This is a genomic window from Paenibacillus sp. J53TS2, from assembly GCF_018403305.1.
Taxonomy (GTDB): Bacteria; Bacillota; Bacilli; order Paenibacillales; family Paenibacillaceae; genus Fontibacillus; species Fontibacillus rhizolycopersici.
The window spans coordinates 102,170-120,707 of the sequence record NZ_BOSK01000009.1 but is presented as its reverse complement, the minus strand read 5'-3'; the positions used below and the strand labels follow the sequence as shown (position 1 = coordinate 120,707).

At 53.6% G+C, this 18,538-nt stretch carries 18 protein-coding genes; 1 reads left to right on the top strand and 17 read right to left on the bottom strand.

Going from position 1 to position 18,538, the window contains the following annotated elements; all coding sequences use genetic code 11:
- The 10 genes from KJS42_RS18475 to KJS42_RS18430 form a co-directional block, all read right to left on the bottom strand.
- Positions 1-414 (bottom strand): DUF2634 domain-containing protein, encoded by a 414-nt coding sequence (locus tag KJS42_RS18475; protein ID WP_213623734.1) that lies wholly within the window; start codon positions 412-414, stop codon positions 1-3.
- A complete protein-coding gene (locus KJS42_RS18470) occupies positions 414-866 on the bottom strand; it encodes a DUF2577 family protein (protein WP_213623733.1) in 453 nt (150 codons plus the stop codon). Before KJS42_RS18470 ends, KJS42_RS18475 begins: the two co-directional genes overlap by 1 nt.
- Positions 866-1,876 carry an XkdQ/YqbQ family protein gene (locus tag KJS42_RS18465; protein WP_213623732.1) on the bottom strand — a complete coding sequence of 337 codons (1,011 nt, stop codon included), beginning with the start codon at positions 1,874-1,876 and terminating at the stop codon, positions 866-868. Before KJS42_RS18465 ends, KJS42_RS18470 begins: the two co-directional genes overlap by 1 nt.
- The gene (locus KJS42_RS18460) at positions 1,873-2,532 is read right to left on the bottom strand and encodes a LysM peptidoglycan-binding domain-containing protein (RefSeq protein WP_213623731.1); all 660 of its coding nucleotides are present in this window, start codon (positions 2,530-2,532) and stop codon (positions 1,873-1,875) included. Before KJS42_RS18460 ends, KJS42_RS18465 begins: the two co-directional genes overlap by 4 nt.
- Positions 2,532-4,526, bottom strand: a complete 1,995-nt coding sequence (locus KJS42_RS18455) for a phage tail tape measure protein (RefSeq protein ID WP_155607800.1) — start codon at positions 4,524-4,526, stop codon at positions 2,532-2,534. Before KJS42_RS18455 ends, KJS42_RS18460 begins: the two co-directional genes overlap by 1 nt.
- Positions 4,527-4,551: 25 nt before the next feature.
- A complete protein-coding gene (locus KJS42_RS18450; protein WP_213623730.1) occupies positions 4,552-4,716 on the bottom strand; it encodes a hypothetical protein in 165 nt (54 codons plus the stop codon).
- Between the two features lie 23 nt (positions 4,717-4,739).
- The gene (locus KJS42_RS18445) at positions 4,740-5,138 is read right to left on the bottom strand and encodes a phage tail assembly chaperone (RefSeq protein ID WP_193417745.1); all 399 of its coding nucleotides are present in this window, start codon (positions 5,136-5,138) and stop codon (positions 4,740-4,742) included.
- Positions 5,139-5,245: 107 nt separating this feature from the next.
- Complete coding sequence (locus KJS42_RS18440) at positions 5,246-5,680, bottom strand: phage tail tube protein (RefSeq protein WP_059040798.1); 435 nt, start codon at positions 5,678-5,680, stop codon at positions 5,246-5,248.
- Positions 5,681-5,717: 37 nt separating this feature from the next.
- Positions 5,718-6,776 (bottom strand): phage tail sheath subtilisin-like domain-containing protein, encoded by a 1,059-nt coding sequence (locus tag KJS42_RS18435; RefSeq protein WP_213623729.1) that lies wholly within the window; start codon positions 6,774-6,776, stop codon positions 5,718-5,720.
- Between the two features lie 16 nt (positions 6,777-6,792).
- The gene (locus KJS42_RS18430) at positions 6,793-7,248 is read right to left on the bottom strand and encodes a hypothetical protein (RefSeq protein WP_213623728.1); all 456 of its coding nucleotides are present in this window, start codon (positions 7,246-7,248) and stop codon (positions 6,793-6,795) included.
- 255 nt (positions 7,249-7,503) lie between these two features.
- On the opposite strand from KJS42_RS18430, the gene KJS42_RS18425 reads away from it, so the two are divergent.
- Entirely contained in the window at positions 7,504-8,091 is a 588-nt protein-coding gene (locus KJS42_RS18425; protein ID WP_213623727.1) for a response regulator transcription factor, read from the top strand.
- Here KJS42_RS18425 and KJS42_RS18420 read toward each other — a convergent pair.
- The 7 genes from KJS42_RS18420 to KJS42_RS18390 all read right to left on the bottom strand — a co-directional run bounded on the left by KJS42_RS18420 (position 8,078) and on the right by KJS42_RS18390 (position 18,528).
- Complete coding sequence (locus KJS42_RS18420) at positions 8,078-9,547, bottom strand: sensor histidine kinase (RefSeq protein ID WP_213623726.1); 1,470 nt, start codon at positions 9,545-9,547, stop codon at positions 8,078-8,080. The genes KJS42_RS18425 and KJS42_RS18420 overlap by 14 nt on opposite strands.
- Before the next feature lie 215 nt (positions 9,548-9,762).
- Positions 9,763-10,803 carry a glycoside hydrolase family 53 protein gene (locus KJS42_RS18415; RefSeq protein WP_213623725.1) on the bottom strand — a complete coding sequence of 347 codons (1,041 nt, stop codon included), beginning with the start codon at positions 10,801-10,803 and terminating at the stop codon, positions 9,763-9,765.
- A gap of 4 nt (positions 10,804-10,807) precedes the next feature.
- Positions 10,808-12,880: a beta-galactosidase gene (locus tag KJS42_RS18410; RefSeq protein WP_213623724.1), complete on the bottom strand. Its 2,073-nt coding sequence runs from the start codon at positions 12,878-12,880 to the stop codon at positions 10,808-10,810.
- Positions 12,881-12,970: 90 nt separating this feature from the next.
- Complete coding sequence (locus KJS42_RS18405) at positions 12,971-14,557, bottom strand: ABC transporter substrate-binding protein (protein WP_213623723.1); 1,587 nt, start codon at positions 14,555-14,557, stop codon at positions 12,971-12,973.
- 293 nt (positions 14,558-14,850) lie between these two features.
- Complete coding sequence (locus tag KJS42_RS18400; RefSeq protein ID WP_483311285.1) at positions 14,851-15,786, bottom strand: carbohydrate ABC transporter permease; 936 nt, start codon at positions 15,784-15,786, stop codon at positions 14,851-14,853.
- Positions 15,787-15,845: 59 nt separating this feature from the next.
- A complete protein-coding gene (locus KJS42_RS18395; protein WP_155607790.1) occupies positions 15,846-16,766 on the bottom strand; it encodes an ABC transporter permease in 921 nt (306 codons plus the stop codon).
- Positions 16,767-16,953: 187 nt separating this feature from the next.
- Positions 16,954-18,528, bottom strand: a complete 1,575-nt coding sequence (locus KJS42_RS18390) for a response regulator (RefSeq protein ID WP_213623722.1) — start codon at positions 18,526-18,528, stop codon at positions 16,954-16,956.
- Positions 18,529-18,538: the final 10 nt, after the last annotated feature.

Sequence of the window (18,538 nt, the reverse complement as noted above, 5' to 3'; positions counted from 1 at the left end):
TTATATCCTCACCTCCTGCCGAACGGCCCCTTCTGTTGTATGAACCGTAAAGGTCACGAACAGCTTATCGTTCTCCCTAACGATTTGAAATTGGTCTACTGAGGCGACGCGATCATCCTCCCGCAGCGCTTCGGTGATGACCCTCGTGATTTCGCTTTTAAGCAGCTGCTGGGAAATGTCCTGGCCCAGCAGGCTTTCGATTTCGCAGCCGTACTGGCTGTTGTAGATCAAATATCGGTAACGCGCCGTTTGAATCGCCTTGCGAATAAACTGGCGAACGGCTTCCGTTCCGTCAATGATCCGTTCGATCACCTGGCCCGTTTCAAAATCGAGAGCGTAGGTCCGGGAAGGGAGCGTTGTCGGCTTAGCTTCCTCATAACGCTCCTCCCTTCTTTGCAGCGGAGACAACGCCATCAGTACATCACCGCCCGATCCAAAATAAGATAGGTTTGCCCTTGATGAATGCCGGCCACAATCACACGATCATCCTTCTTCAGTTCATCCGTGAATTCGAGTTCGGCTTCTTGTACCGTCAAATTTGCGGAGGACATGCCAAAGGAAGTGAATTTCGTGATCTCACCACTCCCGCTTGATACGACCAAAACGGATGCCTGAGTGATGGATGTCGAAGACACCTCCGTCTTTCCCTCACTCTTCACGTTCACCTTCCGCTTATAGCTCGTTAAGGATTGAGCCACGATCAGATCATCCTTCTCCAGCTCTACGTTCATATGATCCACCTTAATCTTCAGCTCAGGCGGCGGCGCCGTCACCGTCGCCAATTCCAAGGTAATGTCCGAATTGTAGCCGATGGCTCGGATTAATTGCACAAGCTGGCTCGCCCCCGAGCCTTCGATGCGTTCCATTAACCCGCCCCCTTCTCTTCCTTGTATTCTAATTTGGGAATATCATCTGTTGCCGACAAGGTTAACGACATCATGTGTTTGCCATGCTCGAAGCGATGTTCGTCGGCCGAAACGTAATAGCCCCCAAGAATGCCTGTTACAGATTCCTTAACGTACACACACGAGCCGGAAACCACGTCGGCGATTCCTAAGCAATCGATCCGTGCCTGATCCTCGATGGTCGCCAAATCCTTAAGCAGTTGTTTGGCGCGCTGCTCCATCTGCGAAGAGGTCATCGCTTGATCCGGTTTCTCCAAATGCTGCATGACGCCAAACTTCCGGATGAGTTCCGAATCCTTGGCGCTGGCAGACAGCTCCTTCTTTTTCCCGTCCTCACCGATGACCTTGATTTGGGTGCGCGTTTCTTCGATGGATTGCGAGTAACTAGCTCCCAGTAGATTAACTCCGTTTTCCAGCACCCACTTCCCCTTCTGTTCCTTGCGTGCCAATACCTGCAGCTTCCCTTCCCTCGACGTAATCCAGAATCGCTGCCCGTTTTGCTTTGCGGATTCGGTCAAGGCTGTCACCATCATTTCAAACAGCGTCTTGTCGCGTAAGACCAGCTTCGGGATGACGTAACCCGTATCCTGAACTTCCCCCATCGGAATGGAGAACTCGTTGCACAGTCGCTTCACCACCGCAGAGGCCGTTTGACCGCGAAAGATTTTCGTATCCTTGCTCTTGGTCAGGTAGATGTTTTCGTCGTAAGCCGTTAGGGACATCTGGCCTTTGGAGTCGATCTCATCGGCAAACAGGACGCCGCGAAACAGCTCTTGATCGTCCAGGAGAAAGCGCAGTTCCCCGCCTTTCTGGAGCTTCATGTACAGTTCGCGAAGATCTCCGGTATTGGACAATTCAACCACCAGCTTGCGAGCGGCCTGTTTGATGTCGCCGGACCAATTCACGGATTTGACGATGGGATCCAAAAAAACGTCTTGCTCCTCATCCTTGTAGGTCACGCTCCAGCTCATGAGGGAATCACCAGCTTCTGGCCGGGAACGATCCGGTTCGGGTCTTTACCGATCTCGGTTTTGTTTGCCGCGTAAACTTCCCTCCACCGGTCGCCGTTGCCGAGCGTACGCTGCGCGATTTTCCACAACGTATCCCCAGGGATGACGACGTAGGAGGCCGGAGGCGTCTTCGTGTCAGGGCGATATTCGCCCGTAATCACCATCGCTTTCCCTGACCCGGACGTCTCCACCTGACGGAACTGCACTTCCTTGTACTCCTTCAACTCCAGTTCAAAAAAAACGTCGCCTGGATTCCCCGCGCGTTCGCTGTACTGGAAGGAGCGGATGGTCACCAAGCCTTTGAGCTTGGTTCCCGTAATGTCGAGGCGGACCGGACGCCGGCTTCTCATCCAGGCCTCGATCTTCTCCACGGTTGCCCAGGGATCGGGCAAGGACTCATATTCGCAATATCCGGGGTGGTAGTCGCGAGGAAAAAAGGAAGCAAACGAATATTCCTTCAGGACCGCTTCCCCGATGACCGTGTATTCTCCCAGCTGTGTTACTTGGATATCCTCGTAGCCGTGAGAGCTTTTGACCGACACCTGCTCCGGATTCACCGGCAGCCAGAGCCACTCCTTCTCATCGATCGTCTTCAGCCAAAATTCCAGCGATGCCATTACGCCATCAATCCTCCCGCCGCTTTGATTTCGCGGGCCAGCGCTCTAGCGATCGCATCGATATCGGATTCCTGGCGGACATGAAACGTATTGCCCGTGATCGATATGGCAGCTCCCCCACTCGCCCCGTTTGAGAATTCCCGGTTCTCGGAGGCTGTCATAATACGTTCACCCTTGTGCAGCCGGGCCATCATTCCGTCGTAAGGCACATAGGACATGCCGTGATAACGGCTCGTCGGCGGACCGCCGTTCGATGTCGCGGTATTTCCGCCGGCTCCCCCATTCTCGTCACCGCTGAAAATATCGAACACGCTGAGGAAGGAGCTGATTTTATCCTTCACTTTGTTAACCTGCTCGACGATCCAATCCATGTGATACTTGAACGCGTACGCCAAGCCCGCCACAGCCACCCCTACCAGCAGGACCGCGGCGATAATCGGAAGAAATGGCGCAACGGCCGCCCATCCTGCCACCGCGGAAGCCCATAAGGCCGGCGCAAAAACGCCAAGCAGCAGGGCGGCTATGGAGCCGATCGTAGCCAGCACGATATCCCCGTCTCGAGTTAATACTTCTACGATGGAAGCCAAGGCTTCACCGAGGGGCAACATCGCTTCCCCTAACGGCGCCAAAGCGACCGTAATTCGGTTCTGAAGCATATCCCATTTATCGCCGAAGGTTTGGACTTCGCCAGCCTGGTTCCGAATCGCGTTGCCCGCTGTACTCATCGCCGCGACCACCCCGCCGAATTCAACCTGCCCGTTCTTCAGGGCGGCCACCAGATCGCCGCTGACGCTGTGACCAAAGTATTGGGCAGCCACAGCCGCAGCCTCCGACTCGGTTGCTGCCGCTTTGATCTTGGCGGTAATGGCGGCAAGGCCTTCGCCCTTTACATCCTTCCGGAGCGCATCCTGAATCGGGGTTAATCCGGAGGACTGCCATTTGGCCATCAAGGCCATCGACTGCTCGAAACTAAGTCCCATCTGCTGCAAAGGTAGGCCGAGCGAGCCCATATTTTTGAGCAAATCGCCCATTCCCGCACCGCTGACGCGGCTCGCAGCGAAAAACTGGTCCATCATCAAAGTCCCTTCGCCGGCTTTCTTCCCCCAAACGCTCATGACCGAAGCAGCCGCGTTGGCTGCTTCAGCGCTGTTTGCTCCGCTTAACCGTGAGGCGTCCAGCACTGTTTTGGACATTGCGGTCAACGTTGTCCCCGTAAGTTTGGCTTTGCCGCTCAGCGTTCCCATCACACTGGCGATTTCGTTCAGATTTTGCGGCACCTGCCCGCCTAGCTCTCGCAAAGACGCGACCATACCTTTCATTTGGCCAGGACCGGCCATCGATGCCGCCCGCAGCGTGCCAACCGCCGTGCTGAATTCCTTGGCTGCCGCAAGCGACCGATCCTGCAGTTGGCCAAGAAGACCTCCTGCCGTGCTGGCCGCAGACGAGAGCATTTTCTTCCGCTCTTCCGGCAGGTTCTGAATCGCGGTGTTACCTGCGATATTTTGCAGCCGCTTCATCCCTTTTAGCTTCGGTGGAGCTTTCGGCCCTACCGGGAACCCGAGCTGCGCAGCCAAAGCATCGTCCGCCTTCTTCTTGGCCGCCGCAGCCCGTTTGTCCTGAACCTTCTGCCACACCCCGGCAAACGGCTTGCCAAGCGCCTTCGCCCCCTTGGATACACTTTCCGCCTTGGCCTTGACCGCCCAAGACAAATCCAGCATAAAGTTGTCGACGGCCGGCTTCATCGCAGCCAGTTTCTTCCGCATGACCCCAGCGGTAGCGCCCGTTGCCAGCTGCAGCGAAACGAATTGTTTAGCCACCTTGGCACTGGTGCTCTGCGTCGCTTCCAACTCTTTCCCGATGCGGGCAAACCCGCTGACCTGCTCAAGCTGGGACGTCGTTCTTTGCAGCTGGCTCATCATTTTGTTGAGCTTATTCAAGTCGTTTAACGTTGCTTTCGAAAAGTCGGGAATGCTCCCGCCTGCCGATGAGCTCAACCTCCTCGCCTCCCCTGTTCAGCCTTTACGGCTTCAGCCTGCGGGCGGCTCTCTCCTGCTCCTTGCGCGCCTTCTCCTCCTCTTCCAATTGCAGCATCATCGAGGCGTACATAAACTGTTTCACGTTCTCATCCTTGTTGTACACCTCATCCGGCGGCAGGTGATGGCGTTGAAAGATCAGATGCAGCAAGAAGGCTTCTCCGCCCGCTTTGATTAGTTTTTTATTTCATCTTCATCGCTGTCGAAGCCGCTGATTTCCAAAATTTCTGCGGACAGCTTGGCGATCTCGCCGGCCAGCAGCAACCCGAGGATCGCTTCGGTTGGCGTCCCGTATTTCTCAACCAACTCCTTGGCGGACCAATCCGGGATCAGGCACGCTTTCTGGATGACTAAGGCGCCGAACTGTTCATCGTCGAGCACTTTTTCCCGCTTGGGTCCTTTTCCGGTAAAGTGGGTGCACTGCTCCTGGATTCTATGAATCGTTTTGCCGTCCAGCGCCTGAATTTGAAAATCCACGCCCAGCCGTTTCATCGGAACGTCTTTTTTCGGTTTGCTGTCCGCCCCAAGCAAAGCTTGAAGCACGTTGTTTTGTCGGTTATCCGTAATCGCCATCGATCTTCATCTCCTTAAAATGGTGTATGCCTCGCGGCGGAGTAGGAAAGCGGAGAACCCGGGGTCTGGTTCGCATTCGCCGGGTACCCGCCCACCTGCCTCGCCCATTACTCCGCGACGAGTTTATCCAACAATTCGTAGCCGGTAAAATTAAAAGGCAGCTCTTCCTCCACAATGGAGCCGACTTCGAAGTGCATCAACGGGATCTTGTCGAAGGTAACCCCTTTCAACCGGACCCGGTAAGCCCCGTAGGACTCCGGATCCTCCAGCTTCAAGATCAGTTCCGTCGTAAATGCGCCTTGTTTGTCATCGGCGATTTGTCCGATGAGCTCGACGAATTCGGAGGTTACTTTATATCCGGTAATCGTCCCGGATCCGCTGAGTCCGGTCACTTTATGCGCCGTCCAGCGCGTACCGGACCGTTTGATTTCCTCCTTGGTAATTTCCACGTTGGCTTCGGCCGATTTAACGTTGGTCAACCAGCGGCCATCGTAATACACATATCCGAAAGTTCCATTGATCACTCGGGTTGAATCCAGCACTGATACCCCTCCTCATGAGATTGAATTCCTCTTCTACCTATACCTTGATCGTCAAGAAAATCCGCTCCATGCTGTCGATCTCCGTAAAGGCGATCAGCAAATACACGGTGTCGCCTTCCGACTGCCGGTCCGGATCCAGAGTTACCGCGATATCCGTCAGCACGTTGTTTAACTCCAGCCGTTCCAAATAAGCTTTCACGGCCGAGATCAGCGCAGCTTGCCCATCGGCGTTATTATCCAGCTTGCCGATATAAGCATCGGCGGCCGCCTTCGTAATGTCGGTGGAGATCGCTTGACGCGCCCGCATGGCGCGAACCTTCTTGCGGCTCGTGACCAGGCCTTGTTCCACCTTGACCTTCTCCCCATCATGAACCAGGACAAGCGACCCTTTCTGCAAGGCGGCATGAATCTCCGTATTGCGCAGCCGTTTGGCCACGTCGCCTGCATACACCGGAGCATACGTAATCGATTTGTTGATTCCGGTCCCGGCGATTAATCCGGCGATATAAGGGGCGTAACGCGCAGAACTGTATACCGTTCCTTCGATATTGACGCCGCTGATTAAATTCACGGCATAATCGTCTGCCAGGTCCACGCTGCGTTGGTTGCCTTTCGCAGAATCCAGGTCGTCTTCGGCCTTTCCGCCGAATACCGTCAGGAAGTGTTTGCCTTCATCTTCGCGGCTGTCCGCGCACCATTTCAGCGTCGCCTTCTGCTCACTGGCAGGAACTTCACCTGGAAAAACAAATACGTTAAAATGCCGGGTACTAAATACGTCGCGAATCGCGGTGAAATCGGCAGCGGCCGGATCCCCTCCGCCGCTCGGTACAGGCACCGTATAAACGAGCACCTCTTTCGCCCCTCCCAAGAGGGCCAGGCGAATCGGTTCCACAAACGCATCGCCGAACCATTGGGCGGCTTCGGATTCTTTTTCCACTGTAAAAAATTGACCTGCGCCAGCTCCCTCATACTGGAACAACGGCAATGCCACCGTTCCCCGGGCGCCCCCTTTGATTTGCGCCGCGGCCGCCTCCACGAAATTGATGTACAAGCCAGGCCGTACCGGCAAGCTGGTTGTATCCCATGTTCCACCCATGACCTCATGCCACCTTTCAGTTGTTTGTCGTGCGAAATTCCATATGTTTGATTTTGTCTTGCGACCGGAAACGAACGGGTTCACGCGATTGAACCAGCAGCGTACCCTGGCATTTCCGCAAGCCATTCTCCAGCGGTTCGGCGGAGGTTATCGTAAATGAGTCCACCCGGATCGGTATCGTCCCGGCACTTGCTCCTTCGTCTGAATCCGTACTTTCGTTCATCACGTATCGACTGAGCGACTCCATCTCATATAACGCCGTTTCCACCGTGCTCGCATAATACCCGATCGCATATTGGCGTTCGAGCAGCGTATGGCTTCTCGAATCGCTCCTGCGGACTTCCTGCTTCAGCAATACTACAAATTCCCCGGCCACAGGTTCGGCAGGCTCTTGGAACCAATGAACCGTAGAGTCAGGGAACCTTCTCGTGATCAACTCCGTTAAACCGCCAACCTCCTCGGCCAATAGCACGTCACGATCCCTCCCTTGGGCCGAAACCCTTCTGCCGCTTCCTGAGTATTTGTATAAACTCATCCCCCGTTTCTTCACATTGTGATCACTTCAGCTGACCATTCGGCCGCATTACGGATTATAGGGGGTTCCTCGACACGCCGAATAGGATGAAATTTCTTCACCTGGGGGTGAAGATAAATCATCCTGTTGCGGGGATCCGATCGTTTGTTATACTGGACTTACTTGTAAACTTCTGTAAGAGGAGGCTGGGAAATGGAGCCGATCCGTGTCATGCTGGTGGAAGACGATCCCTTCTGGAGGGATCATATCAGTGCGGATTTAAGCGATGAGCCAGATATAGAGGTGGTTGCCGTGACGGCCACGAAGGAAGAAGCGCTTGAAGCCGCAGGTCGGCGGAAGATCGACGTCGTGCTGATGGACATCAATTTGACGGGCAATCAGCTAGACGGCCTCGAAGCGGCGGAGCGGATATTGCGGCTTCCCTTGCAGGATTCGGTAAAAATCATTATGTTGACCTCCATCACGGATGCGGAAGTCATCATGAAATCGTTTCGCCTCGGCGCCATTAATTACATCAATAAGGCAAGTTATCAAGATATCCTGCAAGCGATTCGCGAAGCCCAGATCGGACGCGCCTCCATCCATTCGGACGCCGCAGGGATTATGCGCAGCGAGATGCAGCTGATGGAGTTATCGCCAACGGAACGCGAGGTGTTCGACCTGCGCCAGAACGGCCTTAGTAAACGGGAAATTTCCGAACGATTGCATAAATCGACCAACACGATTAAGTCCCAGCTGCGCAGCATAAAGAATAAACTGACTCACTTTAAGATGGATTAGCCCGATCGGCCCAAGCCCTTAACTTGCCGGTTGCCTTCAGCCTGCGGGAAGGATGGCTCGGCCGAAAGCGAATCGCCGGAAAGTGCAGGATGAACGTCGTTCCCTTTCCAGGTTCGCTCGAGACGGTTAACTTGCCTCCATGCTTGCTGAGAACGCTTGAGCAATAGGATAAACCTAGACCGTAGTTCAAGGCGTTTTTTTTCGTCGTAAAGAAAGGTTCGAAAATCTTGGACATATACTCCTGGGGAATGCCGTTCCCCGTATCGCTGACCTCGATCCGAAAATCTCGGCGCGAAGCGGCCGAACGCAGGGTGATCGTCCCGCCGGACGGCATGGCATCCAAGGCATTGCGAATCAGGTTGGACAGCGTTTCGCTGATATGAACCGCATCGCAAACCAGCCGGCCATCGGCTCCATATTCGGCGGACAAGGATACCGGACGATTCTCCACCAGCGTTGCTGCCGACTGGATCACGGAATCCATCAACGAGCCAACTTCGTATTCGCCTTCATCAAGGACGACATCCTCGGCTTTATCTTTGATTCGATTCACCATATGTAGCAAATGACGCGTTAACCCATGAACCTGCTCGATCGTATGGACGGCTTTGCCGGTCTGTCCCGATTGGAGGAGTACACCGCATTTTTCCGCCAAATAGTCGATCTTCTGGATCTCGTTCTTAATCGTATGGTTCAGAATCGATACCCCCATCGTCAGCGTGCGAATGGAATAATCCAGACGTTCCCGTTCGATGCGCAGTTTAATGCCCAGAAATCCGTAACGCACCGTGTAGAACAGAATGAGCGATACGGCACCTAAGATGACGATCACATTGCCATGCCACATGCCGTTGCTTTCCAGCTCAAGGCTCCACCATCCCAGCTTTAATGATTCGAAGCCAAGATAATCGCTGGTATACGCCCAGATCATAATGACTGGAAACAGCAGGATTCTTCTCCGGACGCGCCGCAGTTGCACATCTTTTTCCCGGGCATAGGCGCGGTAATAGAAATAGCAGCCCAGAACCACGTAGATCCCGTCCCAATAACGAAATCGCTCGACCTCAAACGTATTCCAGGGTTCAAATCGCAAATGAGCAAGGAGTAAGGCCAGCGCCCCAACGAAGCCGATTACCGACAGCCCCTGCTTCAACCGAAGCCCCATCGACTCGTTTAACCATAAACCGCCCATGAAGAACGTAAAGGGAAGGAGATAGAAATGAATGTTCATAGCGACCACCGTGGTGAGATAGAGCCATCGACTTACCGTTTCGGGCAGCCATTCGGCTCCATGAACGACCGGCATAATGGTCAGATGCATCGCGAAGGCGTAGCTGGCGGCCCCGCCGAGCAGCAGCGTTAAAGCAATCCAAAGTTGGCTTCTTCGGCGGTGAAACAAAAAAACGAGACCTAAAGACCAAAGGGATAAAAACATCAGAATATAGAAGATTTTCATGAACCGCAAACTCCTTCGCCTTGACGTTACATATTTACTATTATTTTTATATTCTTGAATGGATTCCCTATGAAAATAAATAATTCCTGCTATCCTTTTGGCTATTTTTTAGGAGTGACTAGGCCTTTCGGCATAGCAAAAAGAGACTCATTTCTACTCATCAAGTCAAGTAGGAATGAGTCTCTCCTATAGTCCGGAATGCTTAGGACTGCAAACTAGACGGGGATTAGCGCATCCAACGCCGGCAGTTTACGCCCCTCGTAATCAAACAACGTCAGGTTGGCCCAGTTATTGTCATGTCCGACAGACCACTCCGATTTGGCTGGAATCCAGGCCGGCTCCCACCAGTAGAAACCGGCTCCCCAACCGCCAGACGTATCTCGGATAATTTGAAGAAAATCGCGTAAATATGCGGCTTGCCCCTCCGGCGTAGCCGGATAACCGGCATGGGTTTGCTCTGAACTGTGGACGATCGGTTCCGGGATCGGCCCTTTCGCTAATGTCCAGGGATACGCCGTTTCGACCACGTTGATTTCCTTGCCAAACGTGGTCGCCAGCTTCGCGAGATTGGCGCGCAAATCGTCCAGTGTCCCGTGCCACCAAGGGTAAAACGACAGTCCGATCGTATCGAACTCGACCCCGTACTCCTGGAACCGTTCATAGAAAGCCACGCTGGCGGGCAAATCCCCGCCCCGGTCGATATGGATCATGACGTTGATCGAAGAGTCGACCGCTTTGGCTGCGGCGGTGCCGGCTTTGACCAGCCGGGTGAACTTCTTCCATTGCTCCGGCGTATCGAATTCACCGTCCACCTTGCCGTCATCCCATAGCATCCCGGGGGTGATTTCATTGCCGATTTGTACCATGTCCGGCAGCGTTCCTTGCGCTTGCAGTGCAGTCAGTACCTGCGTAGTGTAATCGCCCACCGCATGAGCCAGTTCGTCAAACGAAAGCTTCTCCCACGCCTTCGGCTTGAACTGCTTGGCCGGGTCCGCCCAGCTGTCGGAATAGTGGAAATCCAGGAGAAAATGCATCCCCAACGCCTTAATTCGTTTTGCCATGAGCAGTGTCCGTTCCAGATTGCAGAACCCGCCAGGCGGCTCGTTCCAGATCCGCAGCCGGATTGAGTTGACTCCGCTGCGCCGCAGAATGACCAGCAAGTCCTCTTGGGATCCGTCCTCTGTGAACGTCCCTCCGGCTGCTTCGATTTCGTCCAGAAACGACACGTCCATCCCGTTGATAAAGGACCCCGTCATCGGCTTAAACCTCGCGCTTCAAGATCGCGATACCATTGACCGGCAGTTCGATTGCACCCTCTACCGCCCGGCCGGTTTCGGCATCGGTATAGCTTCGGCGATCGAGCTCGACGCAGGCGGCACGGCCGGAGAAGTTCTGCACGAAGACGTATTCGTGCGCCCCGTCCGTCCGCAGCGTTGCGGTAACCCCAGCCGGCAGCTCGGCATCCAGCGCCCGACGAACGCCGGCGTCCCAAACGAGCTTGCCATATAGCGCCTCGTAGAAGGCCAGGTCGCTAACACGGGCAGCCAAATAATACGCTTTGCCTTGGCCCAGCTCGTTAACCGTCAAGACCGGTTCCCCTGCGTAGAAATCGTCACGGTATACGCCGAGTACCTTGGCGCCTTCCGCGTGGATATGCTCGCAAAGCTCATGGATTTCATACGTACCGCGGAGGCCCAGCGGATTCCCGTCTCCCAGAATCATGGCGTTGCGGTCATGGTCATGCAGCCCATCGATTTCCTCTGCCCATACGCCTAATGTCTTGCGCAGCGGCCCCGGGAATCCGGTCAGATGACAGAGGTCGTTCTCGTCAACGATGCCCGACCAATACGTGACAAACAAGGTTCCGCCGTCCTTCACGAACTGCTCCATCTTGGCTCCGGTTTCTTCTCGCAGCAGATAAGCCATCGGTACGACCAACAGCTTATAGCCGCTGAAGTCGTCAAACGAACCGACGATGTCCGTCGGTACGCCTAGCTCCCACAAGGCGCGATATTGCTGCATGACGGTCTCTTCATAATGGAGGCCCTTGTTACGAGGTCCCTGCGCATCATTAATCGCCCAACGGTTATCCCAATCGAACAGGATGGCCGCTTCCGCCGGAACGGTGGTACCCAGCACCTCCGTTAAGCCAGCAAGCGTTTGGCCCAGCGATGCAACATCCTCAAATACGCGCGTATGCTCATGGCCGACATGGTCGATCACGGCGCCGTGGAATTTCTCGCTGGAACCGCGGCTTTTGCGCCATTGGAAGTATTGCACTGTATCGGAACCGTGTGCCACCGCCTGAAGGGAGGACAGCTTATGCATGCCCGGACGCTTCAGCTTACTGACCGGCTGCCAGTTCGTAAGAGACGGTGTGCTCTCCATCAGCATAAACGGCTTTTGTTTTAGCGAACGGAACAAATCATGGTTAAAAGCAAACCAGGAACCCACACCGGCGTCGGAATCAGCCTCATGCCACATCGGGTAAGCGTCCCAGGAAATGACGTCCACCACTTTCGCGAACTCGCGGTAATCCAGCCCGTAGAACAGATCCATCATATTCACCGTGCAAGGCAGGTCCGGGCTAATCCGCTTTAACGGTTCAATTTCATGCTTGTAGAAATCGATCGTCTGGTCGGATACGAACCGGCGCCAGTCGAGGTTCTGCCCATGCACCATCATTTCACCATGTGGCGCTGGGGATTCCACCTGAGACCAGGACGTATACGTGTGACTCCAAAAATTCGTCCACCAGGCACGGTTGAGCGCATCCAGCGAGCCGTACTTCCGCTTAAGCCAGTCGCGGAAGGCATCTTGGCAGAAGTCGCAGTGGCACTCCCCGCCGTATTCGTTGGACACATGCCAACCAACCACCGCCGGATGATTGGAGTAACGCTCCGCTAAGCGGATGTTCATTTGCGTGACTTTCTCCCTGTATACGGGGGACGTAAAGCAATGGTTATGACGCATGCCGTGGAGGTTGCGTACCCGATTCTTCTCGACGCGCAATACCTCCGGATACTTCTCGGACATCCAGGCTGGGCGGGCACCGCTTGGCGTCGCTAACCAAGCGTATATGCCGTTCTCGGCAAACGTGTCCAGTACGCGATCCAGCCACTCAAACTGATAGACGCCCTCTTCCGGCTCCAGCGAAGCCCAGGAGAAGATCCCGATGGCCATTACATTGCAATGGGCTAGCTTCATTAAGCGGATATCCTCCGCCAGCACCTGCGGATCGTGTTGCCATTGGTCAGGGTTGTAGTCGGCGCCGTGCATGAAGACCGGCAATTTGTCGCTAATCGGCGGAAATTTCATCGGTTTTGTGCTCATGGAATTGTCCTCTCCGTTTCGTATCTATATTCGACGTTACTATAAAAGAAAAGGAGGGGACGGGCGTCCCCTCCTTTCACCCTGGCTTGCTTATTTTTGAGCCGCAAGGAATGCGTCGATTTGGCTTTGCAGTTCTTGTTGAATTTTATCCAGACCCGCCGCTTGCAATTGTTTGTTCAGATCCGCTTGGCCCTTCTCCAGATCTTTGATCAGGCCGTATTCCAGCGGGATTGCGTAACGCAGCATGACATTCCCTACGTTGGCTACTTCGTTCTTCACTTTGGAATCGTCAAAGACGAAGGTTTCCAGCGGGAAGTGGTACACTTTGGACTGCCAGTCGGCCAACATTTGATTGCCTTCTTCCGGATAGGAAGAGTCCGTGCGGTTTAGCAGCGAGTTCCAGCCCCATACGGAGTAGCCCGACAGGTTGTAGTTGTTGAAGCTTGGTCCCGGGCTGTACTTGTCATCGCCAATCGGCTCGTAGTGCTTGCCGGCGATGCCGTACATCGTCAGATCGTGGATTTCCTTATCGTTTTGCAGCAAGTCGATGAGCATCAGCGAACGTTCTGCATTTTTGGAAGTCGCATGAATTGCCATCCCGTTTTGCGTGGAAATGGCCCCGATTTTCTTCTTGTCCGGCGTCAAGTCCGCTACGGTTACTTCCATTTCCGGCTTATCGCGACGGATTTCGCCGACGTTGCTCGAAATGGTCCCCAGGTTTTGCGCATAAGAGGAAGTTTTGCCTGCTTTGATGTCTTGGAAGACGTCGTTTTTGTTGCTCACGATGTTTTTGGACCAGCCGTTGTTATCGGCCAAATCCTTATAATACTTAATCAGTTCAGTGAATTCCGGCGTATCGTATACGTTGAAGACTTTCCCCGTTGCATCGTCCAATTTGTAAGCCAGCGGGAAGTTATAGTCTACCAGGTTCCATTCATTTTGCTGCTCCAGCAAAATTTGATCCAGCTCATGCCATTTCCATCCGTCGGCTGGCTTCGCACCAAACGGGCTGATTCCTTTCTCGCCCGCGCCAATCGCTTTCAAGTAAGCGGCGTAGGATTCCGGGCTATTGACCGGATCCAGATTGTACTTCTTGCGCAGGTCTTCGCGAACCAATACGACTTTGTCGGTCACTTCTTGGTTGTTGTTCGGCACCATATATTGCTTGCCGTTCACCTTGGATTGATCCCAAGAGGCTTGCGGCATCGCTTCCCAAGTCTTAGGAGCGTACTTCTGCAGCATCTCGTCCGTCAACTCCAGGAAACCGCCCTTTAGCACCTGGTCGTTATAGAAAGCCCAGTTCGCGGTGTAAGCGATGTCAAAATCCTCATTAGCTGCGAATTTCAACGGATATTTCTGGGTCCAGTCGGCCCAATCGAGAAACTCGGTTTCGACGGTTGCGTTGATTTTCTCTTTCAACAGCTTGTTGAGCTCGCCGTAAACTTCGTCATAATCCGCCGGCTTACTGCCTACCATCAACAGTTTCAGCGTGACTTCCTGAGACGTGTCTACCGTGCCTTCCGTTGTTGCCGTATTGGCCGCCGCGTTGTTCGGAGCCGCTGCGTCCGGGGTGTTGCCGCTACCCGCATTGTTGTTCCCGCCGCCGCAAGCGGACAGCAAGGTCGTCAACGCCAGTACCATAGCCACTAGAAACGTTGCTTTCTTTTTCAGTTTCATGACCGATGTTCCCCCTAAAATTATGATAGATGAAAGCTTTGATTTAATGAGAGTTCAAAAGGTTCAGGTTTTTAGCACCGAGAAGGTTGGATGAAGCTAGGGACTGAGCAGCGCAGCGTAGCTGGAGGCTACGTGAGCAGCTGAAATGTTTCTTCAGGAAACATGCTTCGGAAGCATCTGCTTAGGCCCGGCTGAATTCAAGATTCGATGCCGAATTCGCTTCATGACCTACTTCGTGATAAAAAGATGATGCTTTTGAGCCTCCTTTATGTGATAACCGGGTTACCCCGAGGTCATCCTTTCACAGCACCAATCGTTAAGCCTTGTACGAAGTAACGTTGGATGAACGGATACACAATCATGATCGGGCCAGTCGCCACGATCGTCATAGCCATCTTCAGGCTCTCTGTCGGGATATCCGACGAGACGACAGCTCCCGCCGCCATCATGGCCTTGCGCATTCCATCCATGTTGCCAAGCAAGCGGTACAAGTAGTACTGCAGCGGCATCAGGTCGGAGTTGGAGATAAACAAAAGCGCGTTATACCAGTCATTCCAGTAACCCAAGGCGATAAACAACCCGATGGTGGCCAGCGCCGGTTTTGACAGCGGAATCACAAATCGCAGGAAGATCTGGAAATCGCCCGCTCCGTCGATTTTGGCCGACTCGATGATCGCCTCCGGGATGCTGCTCATAAACGATTTCATCACGATAATGTAGAAAACGTTCATCAGCATCGGCAGAATCAGCACGATCAGCGTATCCTTCAGATCGAGATAATTGACAATCAGCAGGTACCACGGCACGAGCCCGCCACTGAACAGCGTGGTGAAGAAGAAGAAAAACGAGAAGTGGCTGCGCCATTTAAAATCCTTACGTGCCAGCACATAAGCTGTCATCGAGGTGAGGAACAACCCGAACAGCGTACCCAGCAGGGTGACGGAAATCGTGATGCCGTACGCCTTCAGCATTTCCTGCGGATACTTGAACAGGATGCCGTAAGCTTCCAGCGAGAACGCGGTTGGGATGAGCTGGAACCCATTCTCGATGATTTTGCTCTCCTCCGTCAGGGAAGAGGAAATGACCAAGATGAAAGGAAAGAGACAGAAAACTGCCAGCAAAGTGAGTGCAATATATCCGATAATCTGCAGCAGCAGTCGGTCCATCGATTTGCGTTTACGGGCCTCCGGCTTAGCGGCCGGTTGCAAGTTTGGTACCATCGTGCTCATAAGCGTTAACCTCCACTCGTTTCAATCGTGTTGATGACTCATCCGGTTGCTTTCCACACCTAGAACAAAGCGCGGTCCTTGTCGTATTTGCGTACGGCATAGTTCGCGAGCATAATGGTCGCGAAGCCCAGAATGGACTGGTAAAATCCCGCCGCGGCGGACATCCCGATCTCGTTCGAGGTCGTGAGCATTCGAAACACGAAGGTGTCGATGACATCGGTCGAGGAGAACAATAAGCCGTTGTTGCCAACCATGTTATAGAACATTCCGAAATCCCCGCGGAAAATATTCCCGATCGCCAGCAGCACTAAAATGATGACCGTCGGATAGAGGTTCGGAATCGTGATTTTGCGAATCCGTTGGAAGACATTGGCGCCGTCGATTTCGGCGGCTTCATACATCTCGGTATCGATGCTCGTGATGGCTGCCAGGTACATGATCGTTCCGTAGCCCAGCGTTTTCCATGCCGATACCACGACGAGAATCACCGGCCAATAAGCGGCCGTATTGTAAATGTCTATCGATTCCAGCCCGATCGCATTCAGCAGGACATTAATCGTACCGTAATCGAAGTTAAACAAGTTATAAGCGATCGCGCCAACGACAACCCAGGAGATGAAGTAAGGCAAGAACATCACCGTTTGCGTAATTTTGCGGAACCATTTGCCGGCCACCTCGAACAGCAGGATCGCCGCAAAAATTTGAACCCCATTGTTGACCACAATAAAGGCGATATTGTATAAAGCCGTGTTGCGAGTTACCCGCCAAGCATCTCCGGAATCGAAGAAAAACCGGAAGTTATCGAGCCCGTTCCACGGGCTTCCGAACACCCCGCCCGTGTAGTTGTACTGTTTGAATGCCAGGACGATCCCCGCCATCGGCACATAGGCAAATAGCAGGAAGAACAGGACGGCCGGCGTCAGCATGAGCAGCAGAACTTTATATTTCTTTACGTCGTTCCAAAATCCGCTTTGCTTCATGTTTCGAACTCCCCTCTTGGTTGTCTCTATATTCTTCAGTATAGTGGAGAGCGCTTTCGACCGGGATTCAGCGAAACAACAAAAACTAATACAAATTCCACGATGACGAAGTTTGCCGAAAATAGAAAAGACCTGCCTCCGCGAAATACCGGCGATGGCGAGGTCGGTGAAGTTTGTTGAACAACCCTTAAATTTTGTTTGATTTCCGGTACTCCCCGGGCGTCATCCCGGTCGCCTGCTTAAACTGCCGGTTAAAGTAAATGATGTTCTTGTAGCCCATCCGCTCGGCGATTTCGTAGATTTTCAGCGTCGGATCGGTCAGCAGCTCGCAAACGCGTTTCGTTTTGAGCTCGTTCAGGTAGTCGGTGAAATGACGGCCGGTTTCTTCCTTAAATAAGTATCCCAGGTAGTTCGGCGTGAAATCGAAATGGGCTGCGACGTCTTTTAACGTCATTTTTTGCTCGAGATTATTTTCGACGTGCACCATGATCTCCTGGATCAACTTGCGTTTTTGCTTCTGCTTCTTCACGTACAACAGCTCGGACAATTCGAAGAACCGCTTCCGAAGCCAAGACGTGATATCATGGATTGTCTCGAATTGGAACAGCAGCACCGGCTGGTGCGAATCCCATTTCAAGAGCTCATACAGATTCTCATTAATTTCGCGCAGATCGGCATGCAGTTGAGTCGTGATCCGGATGATCAAATCGTACACATCGTTCTTCTGGGCCAACGGGGAACCCTGGTAGAACAGCTCCAGCAAGCAGTCGTCGATCGTAACAAGGTCATATTGCAAAATCGCCTTCAGCATCCGTTCAAGGATCTCGTCCGTCCTAGCCCCGGCAAAGCGGCTTTCGCCCGGGTGCACCCGGCTTTCGCGGATCAGTCGGTCCTTGCCGACCAGCCATTTGGCGCTGAGCGCCGCCTGTGCCTGTCGATAGGAAGCCCGCAGTCCCTCTTCGTCCCATGCGAAACCTCCGACCCCAACCGTCACGGAGAACGGGGAAATTCCCCGAATCGCCCGGATCAACTCCTCCAACAGCTCCAGAAACGCCGTTTCCGGAACGGAAGCGAGCAGGACGAACCGTGTCGGTTGGCTGACGATGAACGTGCCCAGCTTAATTTCCTTGGTATAATGCTGGATGAACGCCATGACCTTCTGTATTTGCTTGCGCCGTTCCTCCTCCGGCATATCGCCGGTCTTCCACTCCAGATCGTCGATTTCCACGAGAGCCGCCGCCGTGCCGGTTTGGATAAGGGTCTGCAGAAATCCGCGAATATGGCCCTCCACCTGCTCCGGAGAAATCTCATTTAACCAGCGGAGAAGCAATTCCTCATTCACGAGTGTAAGCGCCTCCGTAAACGTTCGGTCTTGATCCCGTTCAGCTTCGATCGCGTCGCACAGCTCGCCTAGCATTTTGTAGAGTTCCTGATCTTCCACGGGTTTTAGCAAATACCCCGATGCGCTGATCTTTATCGCCTCTTTGGCATATTCAAAATCCTCGTGGCCGCTGATAAATACAATTTTGACTCCCGGGTGAATCTCCTTGGCTTTACGGGCGAACTCGATTCCCGACATGATCGGCATGCGGATATCGGACAGAATCAAATCGATCCGCTCCCGCTCCATCGCCTTGAGCGCATTAAAGCCGTTATTGGCCGTTGCGGCGACCTGCAGGTTTAATCCGCTGCTCAGTACCCTGCGGCGCAGCCACTCGAGGTCGACTGCTTCGTCGTCGACAAGTAATACGTTGATATTCATGGCCGTCATT